Annotated in this window: 24 protein-coding genes; 12 read left to right on the top strand and 12 right to left on the bottom strand. The window is 37.2% G+C overall.

All coding sequences use genetic code 11. The features are described from left to right. The first annotated feature begins 17 nt into the window (after positions 1 to 17). A complete protein-coding gene (locus CIL05_RS18775; protein WP_095657070.1) occupies positions 18 to 497 on the top strand; it encodes a GNAT family N-acetyltransferase in 480 nt (159 codons plus the stop codon). Positions 498 to 557: 60 nt separating this feature from the next. On the opposite strand, the gene CIL05_RS18770 is transcribed toward CIL05_RS18775, so the two are convergent. After that, positions 558 to 1,067, bottom strand: a complete 510-nt coding sequence (locus tag CIL05_RS18770; RefSeq protein ID WP_095657069.1) for a GNAT family N-acetyltransferase — start codon at positions 1,065 to 1,067, stop codon at positions 558 to 560. Between the two features lie 273 nt (positions 1,068 to 1,340). Here CIL05_RS18770 and CIL05_RS18765 point away from each other — a divergent pair, with 273 nt between their 5' ends. Then, on the top strand, positions 1,341 to 1,895 hold the full coding sequence (locus tag CIL05_RS18765) for a DUF4256 domain-containing protein (RefSeq protein WP_095657068.1): 555 nt from the start codon (positions 1,341 to 1,343) through the stop codon (positions 1,893 to 1,895). 177 nt (positions 1,896 to 2,072) lie between these two features. Here the strand turns inward: CIL05_RS18765 and CIL05_RS18760 are convergent, their stop codons facing one another. From CIL05_RS18760 to mutY, 4 genes are all read right to left on the bottom strand, one after another. Continuing rightward, the gene (locus tag CIL05_RS18760) at positions 2,073 to 3,845 is read right to left on the bottom strand and encodes an ABC transporter ATP-binding protein (RefSeq protein ID WP_095657067.1); all 1,773 of its coding nucleotides are present in this window, start codon (positions 3,843 to 3,845) and stop codon (positions 2,073 to 2,075) included. A gap of 114 nt (positions 3,846 to 3,959) precedes the next feature. Then, on the bottom strand, positions 3,960 to 4,487 hold the full coding sequence (gene ntdP / locus CIL05_RS18755) for a nucleoside tri-diphosphate phosphatase (protein ID WP_095657066.1): 528 nt from the start codon (positions 4,485 to 4,487) through the stop codon (positions 3,960 to 3,962). A 437-nt stretch (positions 4,488 to 4,924) separates the two neighbouring features. Next, a complete protein-coding gene (locus CIL05_RS18750) occupies positions 4,925 to 5,095 on the bottom strand; it encodes a gamma-type small acid-soluble spore protein (protein ID WP_095657096.1) in 171 nt (56 codons plus the stop codon). A 173-nt stretch (positions 5,096 to 5,268) separates the two neighbouring features. Further along, complete coding sequence (gene mutY, locus CIL05_RS18745) at positions 5,269 to 6,345, bottom strand: A/G-specific adenine glycosylase (RefSeq protein WP_095657065.1); 1,077 nt, start codon at positions 6,343 to 6,345, stop codon at positions 5,269 to 5,271. Positions 6,346 to 6,440: 95 nt separating this feature from the next. Here mutY and CIL05_RS18740 point away from each other — a divergent pair, with 95 nt between their 5' ends. Then, entirely contained in the window at positions 6,441 to 7,427 is a 987-nt protein-coding gene (locus CIL05_RS18740; RefSeq protein ID WP_095657064.1) for a metal-dependent hydrolase, read from the top strand. A 138-nt stretch (positions 7,428 to 7,565) separates the two neighbouring features. On the opposite strand, the gene CIL05_RS18735 is transcribed toward CIL05_RS18740, so the two are convergent. Continuing rightward, positions 7,566 to 7,901 carry a YfhH family protein gene (locus tag CIL05_RS18735; protein ID WP_095657063.1) on the bottom strand — a complete coding sequence of 112 codons (336 nt, stop codon included), beginning with the start codon at positions 7,899 to 7,901 and terminating at the stop codon, positions 7,566 to 7,568. A gap of 124 nt (positions 7,902 to 8,025) precedes the next feature. On the opposite strand from CIL05_RS18735, the gene CIL05_RS18730 reads away from it, so the two are divergent. Next, positions 8,026 to 8,685 carry an SDR family NAD(P)-dependent oxidoreductase gene (locus CIL05_RS18730; RefSeq protein ID WP_095657062.1) on the top strand — a complete coding sequence of 220 codons (660 nt, stop codon included), beginning with the start codon at positions 8,026 to 8,028 and terminating at the stop codon, positions 8,683 to 8,685. A 463-nt stretch (positions 8,686 to 9,148) separates the two neighbouring features. Here CIL05_RS18730 and CIL05_RS18725 read toward each other — a convergent pair whose 3' ends face one another. Both CIL05_RS18725 and recX read right to left on the bottom strand, forming a co-directional pair. Further along, positions 9,149 to 9,424 carry a hypothetical protein gene (locus CIL05_RS18725; protein ID WP_095657061.1) on the bottom strand — a complete coding sequence of 92 codons (276 nt, stop codon included), beginning with the start codon at positions 9,422 to 9,424 and terminating at the stop codon, positions 9,149 to 9,151. A gap of 42 nt (positions 9,425 to 9,466) precedes the next feature. Further along, positions 9,467 to 10,297, bottom strand: coding sequence for a recombination regulator RecX (gene recX / locus CIL05_RS18720; RefSeq protein WP_095657060.1), 831 nt, complete (start codon positions 10,295 to 10,297; stop codon positions 9,467 to 9,469). Positions 10,298 to 10,474: 177 nt separating this feature from the next. Between recX and CIL05_RS18715 the strand changes: the two genes are divergently transcribed. From CIL05_RS18715 to CIL05_RS18680, 8 genes are all read left to right on the top strand, one after another. After that, entirely contained in the window at positions 10,475 to 11,371 is an 897-nt protein-coding gene (locus CIL05_RS18715) for a TIGR01777 family oxidoreductase (RefSeq protein ID WP_095657059.1), read from the top strand. 300 nt (positions 11,372 to 11,671) lie between these two features. Next, complete coding sequence (locus tag CIL05_RS18710; protein WP_095657058.1) at positions 11,672 to 12,229, top strand: GNAT family N-acetyltransferase; 558 nt, start codon at positions 11,672 to 11,674, stop codon at positions 12,227 to 12,229. Positions 12,230 to 12,289: 60 nt separating this feature from the next. Next, on the top strand, positions 12,290 to 12,421 hold the full coding sequence (locus CIL05_RS18705) for a YfhE family protein (protein ID WP_095657057.1): 132 nt from the start codon (positions 12,290 to 12,292) through the stop codon (positions 12,419 to 12,421). 858 nt (positions 12,422 to 13,279) lie between these two features. After that, positions 13,280 to 13,675, top strand: coding sequence for a GntR family transcriptional regulator (locus CIL05_RS18700; protein ID WP_095657095.1), 396 nt, complete (start codon positions 13,280 to 13,282; stop codon positions 13,673 to 13,675). Further along, a complete protein-coding gene (locus CIL05_RS18695) occupies positions 13,676 to 14,782 on the top strand; it encodes a DUF1648 domain-containing protein (protein WP_095657056.1) in 1,107 nt (368 codons plus the stop codon). 21 nt (positions 14,783 to 14,803) lie between these two features. Continuing rightward, positions 14,804 to 15,007: a PLDc N-terminal domain-containing protein gene (locus tag CIL05_RS18690; protein WP_095657055.1), complete on the top strand. Its 204-nt coding sequence runs from the start codon at positions 14,804 to 14,806 to the stop codon at positions 15,005 to 15,007. Continuing rightward, positions 15,007 to 15,918, top strand: coding sequence for an ABC transporter ATP-binding protein (locus CIL05_RS18685; RefSeq protein WP_095657054.1), 912 nt, complete (start codon positions 15,007 to 15,009; stop codon positions 15,916 to 15,918). Before CIL05_RS18690 ends, CIL05_RS18685 begins: the two co-directional genes overlap by 1 nt. Continuing rightward, a complete protein-coding gene (locus tag CIL05_RS18680; protein ID WP_095657053.1) occupies positions 15,918 to 16,694 on the top strand; it encodes an ABC transporter permease in 777 nt (258 codons plus the stop codon). Before CIL05_RS18685 ends, CIL05_RS18680 begins: the two co-directional genes overlap by 1 nt. Positions 16,695 to 16,819: 125 nt before the next feature. Here CIL05_RS18680 and CIL05_RS18675 read toward each other — a convergent pair whose 3' ends face one another. From CIL05_RS18675 to CIL05_RS18660, 4 genes are all read right to left on the bottom strand, one after another. Then, positions 16,820 to 17,173, bottom strand: a complete 354-nt coding sequence (locus CIL05_RS18675) for a DUF3021 family protein (RefSeq protein WP_240510234.1) — start codon at positions 17,171 to 17,173, stop codon at positions 16,820 to 16,822. Between the two features lie 254 nt (positions 17,174 to 17,427). After that, the gene (locus CIL05_RS18670) at positions 17,428 to 18,129 is read right to left on the bottom strand and encodes a hypothetical protein (protein WP_095657051.1); all 702 of its coding nucleotides are present in this window, start codon (positions 18,127 to 18,129) and stop codon (positions 17,428 to 17,430) included. Positions 18,130 to 18,132: 3 nt separating this feature from the next. After that, on the bottom strand, positions 18,133 to 18,990 hold the full coding sequence (locus tag CIL05_RS18665) for an ABC transporter ATP-binding protein (protein WP_095657050.1): 858 nt from the start codon (positions 18,988 to 18,990) through the stop codon (positions 18,133 to 18,135). Beyond that, positions 18,987 to 19,355, bottom strand: a complete 369-nt coding sequence (locus CIL05_RS18660; RefSeq protein WP_095657049.1) for a GntR family transcriptional regulator — start codon at positions 19,353 to 19,355, stop codon at positions 18,987 to 18,989. The genes CIL05_RS18665 and CIL05_RS18660 overlap by 4 nt, the downstream gene beginning before the upstream one ends. Between the last annotated feature and the right edge of the window lie 487 nt (positions 19,356 to 19,842).

Below are 19,842 nucleotides of genomic sequence, written 5' to 3'. Positions count from 1 at the left end.
TACTGGGGGATTAAATCATGCAGATTCGCGAAATTACAGATAAAGATAATAAAACGATGGAGCAAATTATTAAACGGTCATTGGAATCATTTGGCTTAAACATTCCAGGAACAGCCTATTTTGACCCCCAACTCGGAAGTCTAGCCCAATTTTACAAGCAACAAACAAATGCAAAGTATTGGGTTGTAGTGAATGAACAAGATGAAGTGTTTGGTGGCGTGGGTATTGCACCATTTGGACTAAAAACGGAGATTTGCGAACTGCAGAAGCTATACATTACACCCGAAACTCAGGGTATGGGTCTGTCGAGGATACTGATGAAAGTAGCACTAGACTTCGCCAAGGAACACTATACATACTGTTACTTAGAAACGTTGAATAAACTCCAGACAGCTAATCTGCTTTACACCAAATTAGGTTTCCAACAACTTGATAAACCACTGGATGGTTCAGAGCATAATGCTATGGACGCTTGGTATATAAAAGAATTACCGTAAAAACGTAATTTAAAACAGAGCTGACCCAATATTATTTTGGCTCAGCCCTTCCTATTATTGCTAATTCACATAATCTTCCCGGAATAGACTCATAATGGACGCATCATGATAACTGCCATCCACAAAGAAATGCTTTTTCAGCTCCCCTTCCATTTGGAATCCGACTTTTTGATAAATATGAACAGCTTTTTCATTGATATTGACCACAAACAAGAATAATTTGCGTAAGTTCAATTGATTGAAGCCGTACTCGACAATCAGTCTTGTCGCATCGGTTGCATAACCTTTACCTTGTTGTGCGGGATCGATCATGATTGCAAATTCTGCGTTCCGATGACGGGCATCAATATCAAACAGACCGAGATAACCGACTTTTTCTTTTGAATGATAAAGAATGAATTGTCTGTGTGAGTCACTGTCATGTCCAGCCTCATAGGACTTCCTCAATTTATCCATCGTTGTATAGGGCTCGTCACACCAATAATCCATCACATTAGGGTTCGTTCGCATTTTATAAATGAATTCCAAGTCTTCTTTCTCAAGTGGTCGAAGATGTAATGTGTCTCTCATTTGATTTGCTCCTTGTCTTATTGGAATATTTAAATGGTAACAAAAATTTGAATTTATTTCACCAATAAGCTGTAAGGCGCTGGTTAATTAGTATTTTTGGTATACTCTGGGTCATATAGTTGGATCATTCTTACTTCTAATAGCCGCCCTTCGCAATTATTACTTATGCGTGATTGTGGAGAAATGAATTTACTTAATCATACATTCTATTGTAAACTGAATTCACACAGCTATTTAGATGATTTATTATAAAATAATAAGGGGGAAACTAACATGACTAAAAAGGAATTGACAATGGAAAAACGTGAAGAATTACTCCAAGTATTGAAAGATCGTTTTGAGAAAAACATGCACCGGCATGAAGGTCTTGAATGGGCTGAAGTCCAAGCAAAGCTGGATGCTAATACTGAAAAACTGTGGTCACTCAATGAAATGGAGGAAACTGGCGGTGAACCGGACGTTGTAGGTCATGACAATGACGAATACATTTTTTATGATTGTTCAGCAGAAAGTCCTAAAGGTCGCAGAAGTGTTTGCTACGATCTTGCTGCGCTGGAGTCAAGGAAAAAACATAAACCAGAAAATAATGCGATTGATATGGCAACTGCCATGGGCATTGAAATTTTAATGGAAGAAGAATATCGAGCGTTGCAGGAACTTGAAAATTTTGATAAGAAAACGTCAACTTGGGTGCAAACACCTGCTGATATCAGAGAACTCGGTGGCGCTCTTTTTTGTGATTATCGCTTCGGGCACGTATTTGTGTATCATAACGGTGCGGAATCCTACTATGGCGCCAGAGGGTTCCGCGGTTCGTTAAGAGTCTAAATTTTGTACAGACAGCCTAAATATGAATTTGCAAACATATAAATAACAAGGCTTAGAGAAATTTTCTCTAAGCCTTGTTAATAGCGATTTATTCCTTTTTAATTTAGTCATTTAACGCCTTACAAGCGAACCCTAAAATTTAGGATAACTCCACGATGGAACGCTTCTCAATAACATCTATTTCACAACAACCTTTTCACTTCCATCATCCAAATCCTGTACCTGATACAAATCATAGTAGCTCCCTTGCACCCGCATCAACTCATCATGTGAACCTACCTCAACAATTTCACCATTTTCGATAACTACAATTCTATCTGCATGTGTAATTGTTGCCAAGCGGTGTGCCACGATAAATGTTGTACGATCAGAAGCTAATTTTTCCATTGCTTCCTGAATGGTATGCTCACTTTCTAAATCCAATGCGGATGTTGCTTCATCAAAAATCAATATTGGAGGATTTTTCAAAAATACCCTTGCAATGGCGATCCGCTGTTTTTGTCCACCTGACAATTTAACTCCACGTTCCCCTACTTGCGTGTCATAGCCATATGGCAGATTTTCAACAAAATCATGAGCATTTGCTGCTTTGGCTGCAGCTATAACTTCTTCATCCGAAGCATCAGGTTTACCCATTCGTATGTTCATAGCAATGGATTCACTGAATAATGTATTATCCTGTAAGACCATCCCAATGTTATTTCTGAGTGAACGTGCCTTTACATCACGAATATCGATGCCATCAACCTTGATGGAACCACTGGTAACATCGTAAAATCGTGGAATCAAACTAATTAATGTAGATTTTCCTCCACCACTCATGCCAACAAAAGCAATGGTTTCCCCACGTTTTACATGCAAGCTGACATTTTTTAAAACTTCATTTTCTTCTTCCTCATATTGAAAAGATACATCTGAGATTTCAACAGATCCATCGATTCGTCCAAGCTCTTTCGCATTCTTTTTATCAGTAATATCGTATTTTTCATTTAAAAATTCAAACACACGATCAATCGATGCAATAGATTGCACTAAAACTGTTGATGAATTCACCAATCGCCTCAATGGACTGTACACTCTCTCCATATATCCGACAAAAGCCATCATTGTCCCCATTGAAATGTCACCAATTATTACTTGATAGCCTGCAAAACCAATGACGAGTAACGGAGCTAAATCGGTAATTGTATTGGTTACTGCAAATGTTTTTGCGTTCCAAATGGTATGATCAATTGACTTTTCCCAGAAATCATCATTTCGTTTAGCAAACTGGCCCTGTTCATAATCTTCCAATGCAAAGCTTCGTGTTACAGGCATCCCCTGAACACGCTCATGTAAATGCCCTTGCACTTCAGCTAATGATTGTGACCGGTCACGAGTCAACCAGCGTAATTTCGCATAAAAATATTTTACCGAAAAACCGTATAACGGGAATAAAATAATTGCAACAATCGTTAACCAAACATCCATTGTAAGCATAATAGCTATAGCAATTACAATTGTAATTAAATCCAGCCATACGTTCATTAAGCCAGTTATCACGAAAGTTTTCGTTTGTTCGACATCATGTATTACCCGGGAAATAATTTCGCCGGTTTTTGTCTTAGAATAGAACTTCAGGCTCAGCTTTTGTATGTGATCAAACAGCCTGTCCCTTATATCATATAGGATTCTGTTGCCTACCCATTGCGCTAAATATTGTCGAATGTATTCTATCGGGGGACGCAATACAAAGAAAATCACAAATGCAATTCCCATTAACCAAAATAGATCTGTTATTTTCTCGGAATTGCTCATATTTCCTGCATCAATAATATTATCTATGACATATTTTAAAATTAATGGCATAAGTAGTGGTATTCCAAATTTCAGAATACCTACTAGTATCGTCCATAAAATTTTCCATTTATATGGTTTTACGAACTTTAGGTATTGCTTTACACTGCTCATAAGTTAATCTTCCTTATTCTCATAGTCAATTCAATAGAAAAGCCTTGCTACAGAAAGTAACAAGGGTCTTGATGGGACGAACGAAGTGCAGTCCCAAGGATTTCTAACTTAAAGTTATCGGTATGTTAAGTACCGTTCATACCATTCGTCTACAAAATCCGGTGCGAATGGCCCCTTCTTCTGACGAACCCATCGTAACAGATAATCGATATTATTATGCAAAATGCGATCCAAAACTCTGGGATAATTCATTTGTTCACTATGTTCCACGTATTCATCTTCATCCAGTAGATCATAGGTCATATCAGGATAAACCTTCACATCCAAGTCATAATCAATATATTTCAATGCTTCTTCATCATAAACAAATGGAGAGCTTATATTGCAATAATAATAGATCCCATCATTTCTAAGCATTCCGATAATATTAAACCAATGTTTCGCATGGAAATAACAAATGGCCGGTTCCCTTGTTATCCATGTCCTCCCATCGCTTTCCGTCACTTTTGTTTTGTCATTCGCCCCGATAACTACTGTTTCCGTTCCTTTTAGAACTAAACTATTGTCCCAAACACGATGTAAGCTTCCATCATGTTTATAGCTTTGTATTTGCATTTTAGAACCCGGTCTCGGAGCAACCATCCTATCTTCCTTCCTATACATTTTCATTAATCCATTTTAATCCTGCATATATTATACTGCCTACAAAATTAAATATAAAGTATTATGACCACAAGTATGGAAGCAGAACAAAAAAACAACATTCAAAGAAGACTGAGATTAACCAAACTTTTCAGCGATAGTCTTGATTGCTTATCCTATTTTTGTGCTTAAAGATAGAATTCCTCTCTACGCCCAAACGGACTGGAAACTGACGCTAACTGTCCAATAGAACGGCTCTATACGACCAATTGAACTAAAACCTGATGCTAACTATCCAATAGAAGAGACAGCAGAACTAAGAAAGTACCAGTTCGTATCCGTTGTGGGGTTTTAAAGCAATACAGCTTACTAAAAAAAGAAAAAGAGCTTCCTTGAAGAAAGGAAACTCTTTTTCTTTTTAGTTACGGGGTAGGTAATTACTTCTTATTTTGCTGAGATTTTTGATTTTGCTTTTTTACTTCTTGAGCATTTGTCTCAGAAGCAAATTCAGTACCGTACTGACCTTGTCCTTGAGCTGCTTGTTGATTTTGTTGTTTTACTTTTTGAACGTTTGTACCTGCAGCTGTCTTGTTTGGTTTTTTAGCCATCAGTATCACCTCCGCAATAATTAATTTGTCCATTATAGTTTTTGTTATCCACTTTATTTTAAATTGGAAAAATATACCTTTAATGAATAAAAAACACTGAACTAACATAAATTATTGACGAGCATTCCTATGCATTGGAGGAGAGTACACGCTTAAATGAAACGGGATAAAAGCTATTCTTCTTCAATATATTGCATCATTTTCTGGTGGGAAACGGGGAAAGGGTATTTCTTCAAGTTATCTTTTCCCACAAATAATAACCGTCCATCTCCTAATTCCTGCTGGGGTGTTTTAGCTTCAAAAATATCCAGCTGCCAGATAAGATGTGTAAAAACATGTTTTAGTTTTCCTTTTTTTTCTTTTATTTTTATATCCAATCCATATTCATTATAAATCCAATTCCCGACATGATCCCAGCCTACTTCATCAATTGGAACCATGGGAAACTGCCATAGATTTGCTAATAACCCTTTGTCTGAACGCTTTTCAATAACGTATTCACCCAGGTCATTTTTTATAAGTAAGACAGCATAAGCATGTGTCTTTTGCTTTTTTGCTTTGGTTTTAATCGGCAGCGTTTCTTCTATTCCTTCAGCAAAGGCCTGGCAATATTCTTGGACCGGACAAAGCAGACAGCCAGGGGATTTAGGTGTACAAACCAGAGCACCCAATTCCATGACTGCCTGGTTAAATGATGCAGGGTCTTCTTCACTAATCAATTCCCGAACATAGACATCAAATATTTTTTTCGTGCGTTGTTGTGCAATATCTTCTTCAATTTTTAAAATACGAGAAAAAACGCGCATTACATTACCATCTACTGCTGGTTCCGGTTTATTATAGGCAATGGAAAGAATTGCTCCTTTTGTGTATGGGCCGACACCTTTTAATGATGCTAATTCTCTTGTATTATCAGGAACCTCTCCCCCATAGTCAGCAACAACCTCACGAACAGCGTTTTGTAAGTTCCTTGCACGGGAATAGTAACCTAGACCCTCCCATGCTTTTAAAACATCCTGAGGGTCAGCAGCAGCTAATTCGTATACTGTTGGAAATTTGTCAATAAAACGAAGAAAATATGGAATGACCGTGTCAACCTTTGTTTGCTGAAGCATGATCTCCGAAACCCATATTTTATACGGATCCTGGTCTTGACGCCAAGGTAAATCCCGTTTATTTAAATGATACCAATGAAGTAAATCCTGTTGAAAACCTAAAGTGTTAAAATTTTGTAAAGTTTTATCAGTCATAATAGCACACCCTTTATGTTACAATAAGCGAAATAAGTAAAATTTTTATCGAAATTTAAATAGAGAACCGTAATATCTAAGGAGGACCTATCTTAATGGATACTGGAACGCATATAGTTATGGGAGTTGCACTTGCAGGACTGGCTACATTAGATCCTGTTGTGCATAATGACCCTGCACTATTTAATGCAGTACTTGTCGGAACAATTGTCGGTTCTCATGCACCGGACTTTGATACTGTACTGAAACTTAAAAATAATGCAACCTATATAAGGCATCACCGTGGGGCAACCCATTCCGTACCAGCAGTAATCCTATGGGGAATATTAATTGCATCCATTATTTATATGTTTGTTCCACAGGTTAATTTTCTGCATTTATGGATATGGACGTTTTTAGCTGTGATCATTCACGTGTTTGTTGATATATTTAATGCCTATGGAACACAGGCCTATCGACCGTTTACCAGTAAGTGGATTGCCCATGGGTTTATCAATACATTTGACCCTTATATTTTCATGCTGCATATCGCAGGTATTGGTGTATGGGCACTTGGAGCTAATCCAGGGATTACATGGCTCGTTATTTATGCGGTAATCCTATTGTATTATATCAAACGTTTTATTGATAAACGGGAAATTGTAAGAAAGATAAAAGATCATTTTCCAAATACGGAACAAATTGCAACATCACCAACGATTAAACAAAATTATTGGCGTGTAGCAATTACAACTGACACAAAATTTTACGTTGGTGCTGCGGAAAATGGCCATATTGAAATTATTGATGAGTTTAACAAGGTCCCATTGCCTGAATCGGCCATCATGGAGCTAGCACAAAAAGATAAAAATATTTCAGCATTTTTATCATTCTCACCGGTTTATCGCTGGGAAGTAAACGACTATGATGATTTTACAGAAGTCCGTTTCATTGATTTACGTTATCGTTCCAAAGGATACTACCCCTTTGTTGCGGTCGTGCAAATTGATGACAATATGCGAATAATGAGTTCCTATACCGGTTGGATTTTTTCCGAAAATAAATTACAAAGCAAATTACATGTTGAGGAAAGTCCAATTTAAAGCTCTCCCTGGCTCGCGAAATATTAAGTCGGTTTTGCTCAATTTAGGCTTGGTGATGCTCTATTTGCAACGGCTTTAATCCAGTTTTGACTAGAGAAATACTATTTAAAACAGCAGGCATCATCACCTGCTGTTTTTTTATTTTTTCTCTTTATCCCCTAATAAGGAAATTGGAATTGCTTCTTCTTTTTTATATACTTCATCTAATAGATTTATTCGTTGTCCCCATGCGAACACACCATTTACATAGTTAATTTTAAATGTAAAGCCAGGCTCCATTTTTAATTGATATACTTCATTTGCTGAGAAATCTCCTGGATTCATTGTATATGATATAGCAACTTGCATTTTCCGTTCATTTATTGCAACTTCGCTAATATTCCCTAGCATTTCTGCTTTCTGTGCTTTTTCTTTGAGCTTCCCAATTTCTGCATGTAATTGCTCAATGGAGTAATCACTATATCGATAATTCATTTTATGCTCTCCCTTCCCCTTCCCCTTCCCCTTATCATTTTACATTTTACCAATTGTTTAAGACAATGGAAATGATGTTACTCACAAATTTACTGGAATTTTTTTATGAATAGGGGGAATAACCATGCCAAATGTTGCTATTACTGGAGCTGGAAGCGGTCTTGGCCGTGCTTTAGCACTTCAATATGCTAAAAACAATTATCAGGTTTTTTTACTTGGACGAACAGATACTAAATTACAAATGGTGAAAAGCGAAATTCTCAAATCTAACGGACAAGCTGAAATCATTTTATGTGATGTAAGTGAAGAAGCATCTGTTAGTATCGCCTTTCAACAGATTGGTGAACTGGATGTATTTATAAATAATGCAGGTATCGGTATTTTTGGACCATTGGATCATTATAAAAATGATGAAATAGAAACAACGCTTGCCACAAATGTTAAGGGTACTATTTATACAGTACAGTCTGCACTTCCACTAATCAGAAAAAGCAATGGTAGAATTTTGACAATTATATCCACTGCAGGCCTGAGGGGAAAAGTGAATGAATCCATCTATTGTGCGAGCAAATTTGCTGTAAGAGGCTTTACAGAAAGTCTGCAAAAAGAGTGGGAGGATGAACCGATCGCGATTACCGCAGTGTATATGGGAGGAATGAACACACCATTCTGGGAAAGTTCCACACATGTTGATGATCCAACAAAATTAAAAGGGCCAGAAATTGTAGCAGAACAAATTTTCAATGAAGATGATGGAAGAAATGAAATTTATGTAGATCGTTAAAATGTGGGGGTAGCGCGCCAAAGATATTTTGGTGTACTACCTCCTTTTTCATTTATTAACTCTTCAAACTATAAAAAAGACGCCGCAAGATACAAATCCAGAAATGCAGTGTGTGGACCTTAGGACTTGAAAAAAGCTGATGCAAACTGTCCATTAAAACGCTTCTATGTGCTCGAACGATGCCAAAATAGGAGTAAACAGTCACATAAAACACTGCTATGTGCCCAAGCGATAACGAAACAAGTGTAAACGGTCATATAAAAAGCTTCTATGTGCCCGAACGATGCTAAAACATGTGCGAACGGTCACATAAAACGCTTCTCTACGCCTGGACGTCTTGTTTTATATCTTTTATAGCAAAAACAACAAATCTTTCGGTGGGACATGTAACTGCAATCCCAATCTTGAGAAAACAACCTTTACCTAAAGCCGAATAAGACTCGAAACCCCACTGTTCCCTAGACTATAAAACATCGCTATTATTCTGCTGTGCTTCCTGTACCTGTTGCCGTGTATCATGCAGTTGCTGGAAAGCTTGCTGAAATTGGGCGTTTTCCGTTGCTTCCGTTCCTGCCTGGTTCTGAGCATTTTCCAGTACCTGTTCAGCTTTCTTAAGCTCTTGTTCTGCTTGCTCAAGCAAGTTGGGATCTGAGCCTTGAGCAAGTCGGACATTTTCTTCGGCATCATGTATTTGCTGGCTTGCTTGCTGCAATTGCTGATGTAGATTCTGTTGTGCCATATAAGTAACCTCCACTAATTCATTATTAATAATACATATCTATTATTCGTAATGATCGTGGGTTTTATCCAAACTCTCATCCAAAAATCGATTAATCAATTCTATTGAAAAACCTTTACGGAACAATCCTTCCTTTAGCTTATTACGCAGTTCATAGCCATCCAATTTCACCTGATGTTTTCTTAGCAGCTTCTCTCCCTGATAAATGAGTGCATCCCATTCGGCATCCTCATCTTTTTCTTCATTTATATTTGCTAAAGCATCTTTAATTACATCTTGTGTGAAGCCTTTTTGCATCAAAGTTCCTTGAAGCTTTTGCTTTTGTTTGCGAAAAGATTCCTTTTTACCTCTATTCAATTTTTTATCAACCCATTTTAATATTTTTTCATATTGAATCTCGTATGGATAGTTTTCAACAGCACTGGCAGCAATTGAGGCTGAAACCCCTTTTTCCAACAGTTCTTTCTTGATTAGCAATGGCCCCTTTGACGAGGTGTTCATCCTTGTCCGAACAAACATTTCAGCAAATAGCTTGTCATCCAGCAGGTTTTGACTTTCCAATTTTTCCATAATTTGTGTGATATGCTCCGGTTCTACTTCTTTTTTCACTAAATAATCATAAATTTCCTTTTTTGTTCGCATTCGGTAGCTTAGAAAATTGATAGCTTGGGTATATGATTTATGTACATTATCTTTTTGGACAAGTGTAGTAATCATGGAATCGTCCAATTCAAGACCTTTTCGAAGCTTATATTCAATTAATATAGTTTCATCTACACTAAATCCGTATTTTTCGTCCTGACCTTCGTTCAAAAAGATATTATACCGATTCTTATGTTTCTTTTGTGTAGTGATCCGGGTAATTTTTCTCAAAGTTTCTCACCCCTTTCCCTTATAATAACAAATCGGTAGCGAAAGTTCCTGCTTAGGGAAGTCCAATAATCAGGCGCTGGAGCTACGACCCGAGAAAATTCTCCGGACACTACTGTAAGAATCGTTACGATTGGCATATACTATTGATATATACTTTTAAATTTGGAGGGGTGTTCATTGAACATATTAATGACCGGTGGAACCGGATTTGTTGGAAGAAACCTCATAAAGTCACTTATTGCGAAGGATCATCATATCTACATACTCACAAGAACTCCGGACAAATACACAAACAACGAGAAAACCACATTCATAAGCTATCATTATCCAGTTGAAGAATTACCTGTAATACATGCTGTCATCAATCTTGCCGGTGAATCACTCTTTGGCTACTGGTCCAAGTCGAAAAAGAAAGCAATATTAGACAGCAGAATTGAAACAACAGAAAAGATCCTTGATATCATGAAAAAACTAGATAAAAAGCCGGACGTATTTATTAGTTGTTCAGCTGTTGGGCTTTACGGCATTTCAGAGGACCTGATTTTCACAGAAGCAACTGCAAACCCTGGTGGAGATTTTCTGGCCAGGGTCACCCTCGAATGGGAAAAAACTGCGAAACAGGCTGAAACTATGGGTATTCGTACAATATTAACGAGATTTGGTGTTATTTTAGGAAAAGAAGGATCCCTGCCTCTCATGAGCCTCCCTGTTAAAATGTTTGCTGGTGGAAAAATTGGGAATGGTGAGCAATGGATTTCATGGATTCATATAGAAGATGTCGTTAATCTTATTCAGTTTTGCTTGTTTAATAAGCAGATGGAAGGTCCGGTTAATGTTACTTCACCCAATCCAAAACGGAATAAAGATTTCACTAAAACTTTAGCAAAGGTATTAAAAAGACCATACTGGATCACTGCACCCTCCCCATTAATACGTCTGGCTATCGGAGAAATGAGCCAGCTCATAAGAAAGGGACAATATGTTTTACCAAAAAAAGCTGAGGATAATAACTTCCAATTTGCCTATCCCAATTTAGAAGAAGCATTGAGAGAAATTGTGTCGAAAAAGACATGAAGCTTTGTCGAAACTTTTATTGAAAAAAATTAAAAAAATGATTCCCTTTTTATAAAAAAAATTGTAAAATATAAATATCAAAATACGAAAGAGATGACTTACGTAAGTAAACTGAGCAGAACGAGTTAAATAGGGAAGGCAAATGGTGCGCCACCAGTTTTGACTGGTTCTAGTGGGTTCGATTCCCACCCCGAATTTTTTTGTTGAACGTTAACTGAAAATTCGCGGGTGGGTGCATACTAACTAGATTTCCTTATGGATATTTAGGTACCCTCCTGTGTCAATAAGGAGGGTATTTTTATGCTGAAAACACGTGATTTACATGAAGTGCCGGTTTTATTTGAATTGTTATCACACCCAGAAGTATTTCCCTATGTCAGGCAGAAGGCTGCAACAAGTGATGAGTTTTATTTTATTACAAAACAAACAATGGAAGCTGAAGAAAGTGGGGAGTTAATCTCCCGAACGATAGTTGATGAATATTATCATCCAATTGGCACGATCAATCTATTTGATATCGATAAAAATCACGGTTTTCTAGCTACCTGGATCGGCCAGCCTTATTTTGGAAAAGGATATAATAAGCGTGCAAAAGAACTGTTTTTTGATGAATTATTTTTCACCCATGGTATTGATGGTATTTTTATGAAGGTACGAAAAACAAACACAAGGTCCATGAAGGCAGTATTGAAATTACCATACACCGCATTTGGAAATACAATCTACACGGAAGTTTATCAAAAAATTAATGAAATAGGAGAAGTCTATGATCTATTTGTCATTACGAAGGAACATTATATGTCCTATCAGCAATTTGCAACGATCGAACCTGCTGCTACAGGAGAAGAAGTTTCCTAGAACATATGTATATTCCACTACTGGTGAGGGCATCCTAAACGAAAAGTGAGGGATGGAAAAATGAAAGGAAAGTCAAAACTGAACCAAAGAGAAAAGTTCCTATCAAAAACACAGGAAGTTCGTTATCAAAAGGAATTTAAACAGGCTGATAGTATTTATAACGAATTAACGAAAAAAGGAAACCGAAGCTGAAGTGCTTTGGTTTCCTTTTTTATTGACTGTTTTTTGCATAGATTATTGGTATATGCCCAGTAGTCGATATAAGATGCGACGTAACTTTAGTGTGATTTCGATGAGTGATAATTCAGCGCTCCAGAAACACATTTCGCTTTCCGCGGGCGGCTGGTGAGCCTCCTCGTGCTGCGCACTCCGGGGTCTCACCTATGCCTTTCCTCCCGCAGGAGTCTTCAATGTGTTTCCTCCGCTGGCATTCCGGTTACTATCGATGAACCGAATTAGTAAACAATAAACAAAACATCAAACCACCCCACCAGTTCGGGTGAGCGTAGGGCGGTGACTCCTGCGGGAATAGCACGTGTCTGGAGACCCCGCAGAGTGGTTTTCTCGAGGAGGCTGAAGCCGTGCCCGCGGAAAGCATCCGCCCGCAGCGATCCCGGACGGCAGCAATAGCACATATCATGGGAATTTAATCTTAATTTACGTCGCAGTCTATATAAACTCTGAAGGTTAAAATCAACAAATGGTTTCGATGGGGCGAGTAGTGCGCAGCCCCAGTATTTTGATGGGACGAGTAACCGCAGTCCCAAAGTTTAGGAAAAGAGTCTTTTTATTTGAGCAAATTATCCACATGAATCCACAATCTGTGCGTAAGTGCCGTAAAGGCTTTTACAATAAGGCCCACTTATGCACAGGGATTTGTTACTAAACCTGTGGATACTGTGGACATATAACAAAAGTGTAGTGGGTATACATTTTCTCCTGTTTATAACTTTGTTGATAAATTTAATATTATATTGTATTGACATCATGTGTCATCTGTTATACTATAACTATAACAGATGACACATGAAAAAGGATGTGCAATTGAATGTGTTTATAAACTTGGATTTTGAATCGAAGGAACCTATTTATGTTCAACTAATCCATCAGATCATTGAAGGTATTGCAAAAGGGAAAATTCAGCCAGGTGAAGCATTACCATCTGTCAGATCTTTAGCTGCTGATATCGGAATTAATCTTCATACCGTTAACAAAGCCTATCAGCATCTGAAGCAGGAAGGATTTATTTTAATCCATCGGCAAAAGGGTGTGGTGGTTAACCCTGAAGGCGTGCCAGAGGCCGATGATGCGTACAGGGATCAGCTTAAAAGTAAGCTGCATCCACTAATTGCCGAATCCATTTGTCGTAAGGTTTCGGAGCAAGAGTTTTCAGAGCTTTGCAGTCAATTATTTACCGAATTTAACGAGGGAAAAGGTGGGAAGTAAATGAACATAACGATTGTTTTATTAGTAGTGATATTAATCCCGGTATTTGTTTCATTGATGTTTATTCCCTATTGGACCAGAAAAACAGAAAGCTTTGGGGTTTCGATACCGGGGGAAGTCTACCATAGCCCAGTACTAAAAGCGATGCGAAAACAATACGCTTTAATGACTGGGAATCTAAGTATTCTGGTGATGGGTATCTTTTTACTGTTTGGCTTTTTCATTGAAAATGATGAAAATACAATCAGTATTCTGTTTGGCATCATAATCGCTGTATATATTATCAGTAGTTTTCTCATTTATTTGAAGTTCCATGGCAATATGAAAGCATTGAAGGTAAAGGAAAACTGGGCGAAGGAGAAATCACAGCAAGTATTTATTGATATGCACTTTCGTGAGCAGAAGATAACCTATTCGAATCTATGGTTTATATTTTCATTTATCATCGCATTCGCAACTATTGCTTTAACATTTCAGTCCTATCATCAGATTCCGGACAGAATCCCTATGCAGTATAACTTTCAAGGCGAGGTCACAAATTGGGCAGATAAGTCCTATCGATCTGTGCTTATCATGCCGATCATGCAATTGTATTTAACATTGCTCTTTATATTTATAAACACAATAATTGCCAAGGCAAAACAGCAAATCAATGCAGAGAAGCCGGAGGAATCAGTGCGGAGAAACATCATTTTTAGACGAAGATGGTCTCTTTATATCATTATTACAGGTACTGCTTTAACATTAATGTTTTCCTTCATTCAGCTATCATTCATCTATCCAATAAATCAGCAGCTGTTGACGATCGTACCACTTGTATTCAGTCTTGCCGTCACGCTGGGCGCTATTATCCTTTCTATTACAACAGGTCAGGGCGGCAGTCGTGTTAAAACAAGCACAGGGGAAAATGGAGATATTATCGATCGTGATGATGATAAATATTGGAAACTTGGCCAGTTTTATTTTAATAAAAATGACCCCGCCCTCTTTTTAGAAAAAAGATTTGGAGTTGGCTGGACCATTAATTTTGCAAGACCACTGGCATGGATTATTTTTGTAGCTATTATTTTATTAGCTGTAGGAATCCCTATTTTATTAGGGGCTTAAATTGAGATGGGGGGATTAAATATGCAGGAATTTTTCGATGCGATTAATTGGGCAGTTATTGCACCTGTTCTTGTGATTCAAGGTATTTTAATAATTATTGCAATGATTGATTGGGCGAAAGCTGACAATACAAATGGTCCCAAATGGATGTGGTTTTTCATCATTATCTTCGTAAATATTTTCGGGCCAATATTATATTTCATTTTCGGAAGGAGCCAGCGCTAATGACGACTTTATTAACAGTAAAAAATCTTTCTAAAACATATGACAGTAAAGCAGCAGTTAAAAATATCAGCTTTGAATTTCAGTCTGGTAAATGTATTGCACTAATCGGGCCAAATGGTGCTGGAAAGACAACTATTTTACGAACATTAGCTGGCCTTCTGAAACCTTCTTCAGGAACTGTAAAATTTACGGATATGAAAGAAAATGATGATCTCAGAAAACATATCGGCTATCTGCCGCAATATCCTGTATTTTATTCATGGATGACAGGTATGGAATTTCTAGTTTACAGTGGCCAGCTTGCCTTTCTTTCAAAAACTGAAGCTGGTAAACGTGCAGAGGATCTCCTTGTAAAAGTGGGAATTTCTGAAGCAAAACATCAACGTATCGGAAAATACTCGGGTGGGATGAAGCAACGGCTTGGTATTGCACAGGCAATCATTCATAAGCCAAAGCTATTAATGCTTGATGAACCTGTTTCATCACTGGATCCAATTGGCCGTCGTGAGGTTTTAACATTAATGGAAGAACTGAAGAAGGAAATGACGATCCTCTTTTCCACCCATATTTTAAGTGATGCTGACGAGATTAGTGATGAGCTGCTGCTACTTAGAAAAGGTGAGATTGTAGAAGCTGGTTCCATGTCTGAATTACGTCAAAAATATCAAACTTCTAAAATTGAACTTGAATTTCAGGATGATCTGGAGAACTATCAATTAAAAGTGAATAAACTTACTAATGTTATGGATAGTTATATTGATAGAAATGTACTGCATGTAACAGCAACAGATATTATCCAGGCAAGACAGGAAATACTAACAGCCGCTGCAAATGAAAACTGGCCGTTAACAAACTTTACGCTCAATCGTGCCTCTCTGGAAGACATGTTTATGAAAGTGGTGAATAACTAATGCAATGGTCTACATTATTCAAAAAGGAAATGCTGGAGAATTGGCATAATAAAAAATGGATCTGGGTACCTTTAGTAATTATTTTAATTGCGATTTTAGATCCGATTTCCAATTATTATTTACCACAAATCATTGAATCTGTCGGAGGCGTACCAGATGGAACAGTAATAGAACTACCAGAATTCACTCCAGCAGAAGTTGTGATGATGAGCCTTGGGCAATTCAGCAGTCTTGGTGTTTTAATTATTGTCCTGATGTCTATGGGCACAATAGCAGGCGAGCGAAAAAGTGGTGTTTCAGAGCTTATTTTAGTAAAGCCTGTTTCTTTTAAAAATTATATAACTGCTAAATGGGCAGCACTGCTTGTAATCGTATGGGGATCATTGTTTATTGGTATGCTTGCAAGCTGGTACTATACGAATCTTCTTTATGGCGAACTATCATTGACAGCTCTCTTACAAATTGTTTTTTTCTATGGGCTGTGGTTTATGCTCGTTATATCATTGTCCATTTTTTATAATACATTATTCAAAACACCAGGCCTGGTCGCTTTCCTAACTATCATAACGATCATGCTCATGAGTGTTATAACACAAGTTTTCGCCCATGTACTCGAGTGGAGCCCAAATAACCTATCCAGTCATATATTTGAAATGCTTATGACAGATTCAATTCCTTCAGACCTGATAGGTTCAGCAATTGTTACCATAGCCATTTCAATTATCCTTGTAGCAGCTTCAATTCTTACATTTAAGAATAAGGAGCTAGCTGAGTGAAATGGAAGCTCTTTTTGATGTAATCAGCAAGAACAAAGACCGACTTTATCCAAGTTGGTCTTTAGCATTTCTATATAATGCCATTTTAAATTGTCGCACACTATTATGGAATACTCGTTTATTTTTTACCAAGAAAAAATTATGGCTAACGTAAATAATACAGACCATAAAATGATGCCAACAAAAACAAAAAGTATAAAAATTTTAAAAGCGTCGAATACAGATGTAATCGTAAACCAACCACTTAATAAAAGAATAGGATAAATTGTGATCAGCATTATAACAAAATGGACAGCGCTTTGTTTAGTAAGACTCCAATGTTCTATATTATAAATTATGGATGCAGCGCCGACAAAAAAGGCAATTAGGCTTACAACAAATGTACCTTTAGCATCCGAATACTTCCCCTGAAAATAAAGTAATAAAGCAATACCGCTCATAATGATGAATGGTATTCCACCTCTTAAAAGAGCTTTCATAATCAATATTTTTAACCTACTTTCAAAAAATTTTTTTTATTCAAGATTATTGCCCAGGTGTAGAACATCAGTTAAATTACTTTTGCACTAAATACATTTCATTGGGGAACTGAATATTCGTAATCATTTATATTTATTTTAACACAAAATAACAATTACCCTACGTTAAAATACATAAGTAATAATCAATTCAGTGGGAAGAGCAGTATGCAAAAAAGAAGGACTGAAGCCGCATAACCGCTTCAGTCCTTCGCTTATTTTACTTTGACAGTCGTTATCCTTCTTACTAGCAGGAATGATATAATGTATATCCCTATCCCCACTCCGAGCATTTGAAAGAAGAATGTTAACTTTAAATCTGAAATCACTTCGACAAAAAAGTCAAAGATCCAACCCTGTGCAATTCCGAGAAGTAATACAACAACAACTACCCCTGCAACAGATCCGCCACCTGCTAATCCATACTTATAAAATAACAAACCAACAATAAACATGACTGCGAAGAAAAAGAACGCAATGGATGCATCCACGAAAACCCTTGTTAACCAAGTATCCTGTAACAGTGATGCAGCATGTATAAAATGAAACGTGTGAATACCAGTAGCCTCTGTAAATAATAATGTAAGGGCATGTAATGTATTTGCGATAATAGATTTTACAAATGCCAATCCTAAGAAAAACAAACCAATACTGATAAATATATTTTTTCTGGTTGCACCTATTTTTAATGCAAAAGGAATATTGTCCTTAACAGTTAAAAAGCCGACTATAGCACAATATACATAGATTGGAATCGTGAATGCAAAAAAGTATTTTCCATCTTCAACACTTAGTAAAAAATAGGAAAAGGCTAGCGAAACGACTAAAATACTTAGTAAAATCGTCCAAAAAATCATCAATGAATGGCGAATATCTGTAATAAAAAAATATAGTAATCCTTTTATTTGTCTAGCCATAATTTAAGCCCCCTTCTTTCTTTCCGTTAAATAAATCATTAGCTCTTGAATTGGTATACCTTCCACATGGAGTCCTTGCATTTTTGCTTCTTCCATATTTCCATAAACATATGCTGTCATCATTCCTGCAAGCTGTTTCTTCTCAATCACTTCTTTGTCGGAAAGAAATGCTTCCACTTCCTCGATGGTTCCAGATACTGCGACTGTATTATCTCTAAGGATTTCCGACTCTTCTTGCAGGATCAATGACCCTTCCTGTAATATCAAAACTTCCTCAAATAATAAACTCACCTCATCAATTAAGTGTGTCGAGAAAATGATGGTGCGCTTCTCTGCTTGGTATTCCTCCAGCATTATTTCATAGAATTTTTTTCTTGAAGGTGCATCAAGTCCAATATATGGTTCATCAAAGATAGTAATTGGTGCTTTGCTCGCTAACCCAACAGTGATCCCCAGTGCTGATTCCATTCCTTTGGATAGTGTTTTTACTTTCGAATTAAGATTAAGGTTGTATTCTTTAATTAACGCCTCAGCAAGATCCTGATCCCAATTCGGATAAAAGAATGAATAAATTTTGAGTACATTTTTCACCTTTAAATCTTTCCTGAAATTATGCCCCTCTTTTATTAAACAAATGGACTCCGTTAAACGCTGATTATCAAATGGGTTCTCCCCATCGATTAAAATCTGTCCATCACTCGCTAATATTTGTCCTGATAATATATCCATAAATGTAGTTTTCCCTGCACCGTTTCTTCCGAGTAAACCGTATATTTTCGGTTCTTCCAAGTTAAATGAAATGTTTTTTAGTGCATGATTATCCTTGTATTTTTTGGATAAGTTTCTCACTTCAATTTTCATTGGTTATCCTCCCTTTTCACCATTTCCATTAATTCATTTTCATTAATTCGTAGCTTCCTAGCCTCATTTTTTAATGGAAGCACATAATTGTTGTAAAACGATTTCTTATACTTTTTGATTAAAATTTCCTTCGCATCTTCTGTTACAAACATTCCAACACCCCTTCGTTTAAAAAGAATTGACTCTGAAACGAGCTCATTGATCCCTTTTGCAGCAGTGGCTGGATTAATTTTGTAATAGGCTGCAAATTCATTGGTCGAAGGCACTCTCTCTCCAGCCTTCATATTTCCATCGATGATTGAGTCCTCTAACTGTTCTTTTATTTGAAGGAATATTGGTTTGTTTTCATCTAATGATTTTCTCATCATAGGCTCCTTCGTTAATTGGTTAATTACTTATGTAACTAACCGTATAACTATTTAACATTTTTGTCAATACTTTTTTTAAAAAAAGGCTCTCTTTGTAAACTTTGGGACTGCACTTCGTTCGCCCCACCAAAATACTAGGACTGCGCACTACTCGCCCCATCGAAACCATTTGTTGCTTTTTAACCTTCGCAGTATCTATAAACTGCGAAGTAAAATCAATGGTAATAGGTTTAATCCATCGCTCCGGAAATACACTACGCTATAATTGCAAGTATTGGCAATGAACCATATGAACTAATTGGTACAAAGCATTGAACTCTCCACCAGTCCGGGTGAGCGGAGGGCGGTGACTCCTGCGGGAATAGCACGTGTCCGAAGACCCCGCAGAGTGGGTTTCTCGAGGAGGCTGAGGCCGTGCCCTAAGGATGCGCATCCGCCCGCAGCGATCCCGGACGGCGGCAATAGCACAGTTATTGGAATCAAT

This window comes from Virgibacillus profundi, from assembly GCF_002287375.1.
Taxonomy (GTDB): domain Bacteria; phylum Bacillota; class Bacilli; order Bacillales; family Amphibacillaceae; genus Virgibacillus_K; species Virgibacillus_K profundi.
Note: the sequence above shows the minus strand (reverse complement) of the source record. Positions and strands in the feature narration are given on the sequence as shown.

What these genes read in the sequence shown, in the direction of transcription:
- CIL05_RS18695 (WP_095657056.1), top strand. Translation starts at nt 13,676, where the DNA reads ATGAACATAACGATTGTTTTATTAGTAGTGATATTAATCCCGGTATTT.
- CIL05_RS18740 (WP_095657064.1), top strand. Translation starts at nt 6,441, where the DNA reads ATGGATACTGGAACGCATATAGTTATGGGAGTTGCACTTGCAGGACTG.
- CIL05_RS18680 (WP_095657053.1), top strand. Translation starts at nt 15,918, where the DNA reads ATGCAATGGTCTACATTATTCAAAAAGGAAATGCTGGAGAATTGGCAT.
- CIL05_RS18730 (WP_095657062.1), top strand. Translation starts at nt 8,026, where the DNA reads ATGCCAAATGTTGCTATTACTGGAGCTGGAAGCGGTCTTGGCCGTGCT.
- CIL05_RS18690 (WP_095657055.1), top strand. Translation starts at nt 14,804, where the DNA reads ATGCAGGAATTTTTCGATGCGATTAATTGGGCAGTTATTGCACCTGTT.
- CIL05_RS18770 (WP_095657069.1), bottom strand. Translation starts at nt 1,067, where the DNA reads ATGAGAGACACATTACATCTTCGACCACTTGAGAAAGAAGACTTGGAA.
- ntdP (WP_095657066.1), bottom strand. Translation starts at nt 4,487, where the DNA reads ATGGTTGCTCCGAGACCGGGTTCTAAAATGCAAATACAAAGCTATAAA.
- CIL05_RS18710 (WP_095657058.1), top strand. Translation starts at nt 11,672, where the DNA reads ATGCTGAAAACACGTGATTTACATGAAGTGCCGGTTTTATTTGAATTG.
- CIL05_RS18725 (WP_095657061.1), bottom strand. Translation starts at nt 9,424, where the DNA reads ATGGCACAACAGAATCTACATCAGCAATTGCAGCAAGCAAGCCAGCAA.
- CIL05_RS18660 (WP_095657049.1), bottom strand. Translation starts at nt 19,355, where the DNA reads ATGAGAAAATCATTAGATGAAAACAAACCAATATTCCTTCAAATAAAA.
- CIL05_RS18750 (WP_095657096.1), bottom strand. Translation starts at nt 5,095, where the DNA reads ATGGCTAAAAAACCAAACAAGACAGCTGCAGGTACAAACGTTCAAAAA.
- CIL05_RS18735 (WP_095657063.1), bottom strand. Translation starts at nt 7,901, where the DNA reads ATGAATTATCGATATAGTGATTACTCCATTGAGCAATTACATGCAGAA.
- CIL05_RS18670 (WP_095657051.1), bottom strand. Translation starts at nt 18,129, where the DNA reads ATGGCTAGACAAATAAAAGGATTACTATATTTTTTTATTACAGATATT.
- CIL05_RS18665 (WP_095657050.1), bottom strand. Translation starts at nt 18,990, where the DNA reads ATGAAAATTGAAGTGAGAAACTTATCCAAAAAATACAAGGATAATCAT.
- mutY (WP_095657065.1), bottom strand. Translation starts at nt 6,345, where the DNA reads ATGACTGATAAAACTTTACAAAATTTTAACACTTTAGGTTTTCAACAG.
- CIL05_RS18760 (WP_095657067.1), bottom strand. Translation starts at nt 3,845, where the DNA reads ATGAGCAGTGTAAAGCAATACCTAAAGTTCGTAAAACCATATAAATGG.
- CIL05_RS18675 (WP_240510234.1), bottom strand. Translation starts at nt 17,173, where the DNA reads ATGAAAGCTCTTTTAAGAGGTGGAATACCATTCATCATTATGAGCGGT.
- CIL05_RS18685 (WP_095657054.1), top strand. Translation starts at nt 15,007, where the DNA reads ATGACGACTTTATTAACAGTAAAAAATCTTTCTAAAACATATGACAGT.
- CIL05_RS18765 (WP_095657068.1), top strand. Translation starts at nt 1,341, where the DNA reads ATGACTAAAAAGGAATTGACAATGGAAAAACGTGAAGAATTACTCCAA.
- CIL05_RS18705 (WP_095657057.1), top strand. Translation starts at nt 12,290, where the DNA reads ATGAAAGGAAAGTCAAAACTGAACCAAAGAGAAAAGTTCCTATCAAAA.
- CIL05_RS18775 (WP_095657070.1), top strand. Translation starts at nt 18, where the DNA reads ATGCAGATTCGCGAAATTACAGATAAAGATAATAAAACGATGGAGCAA.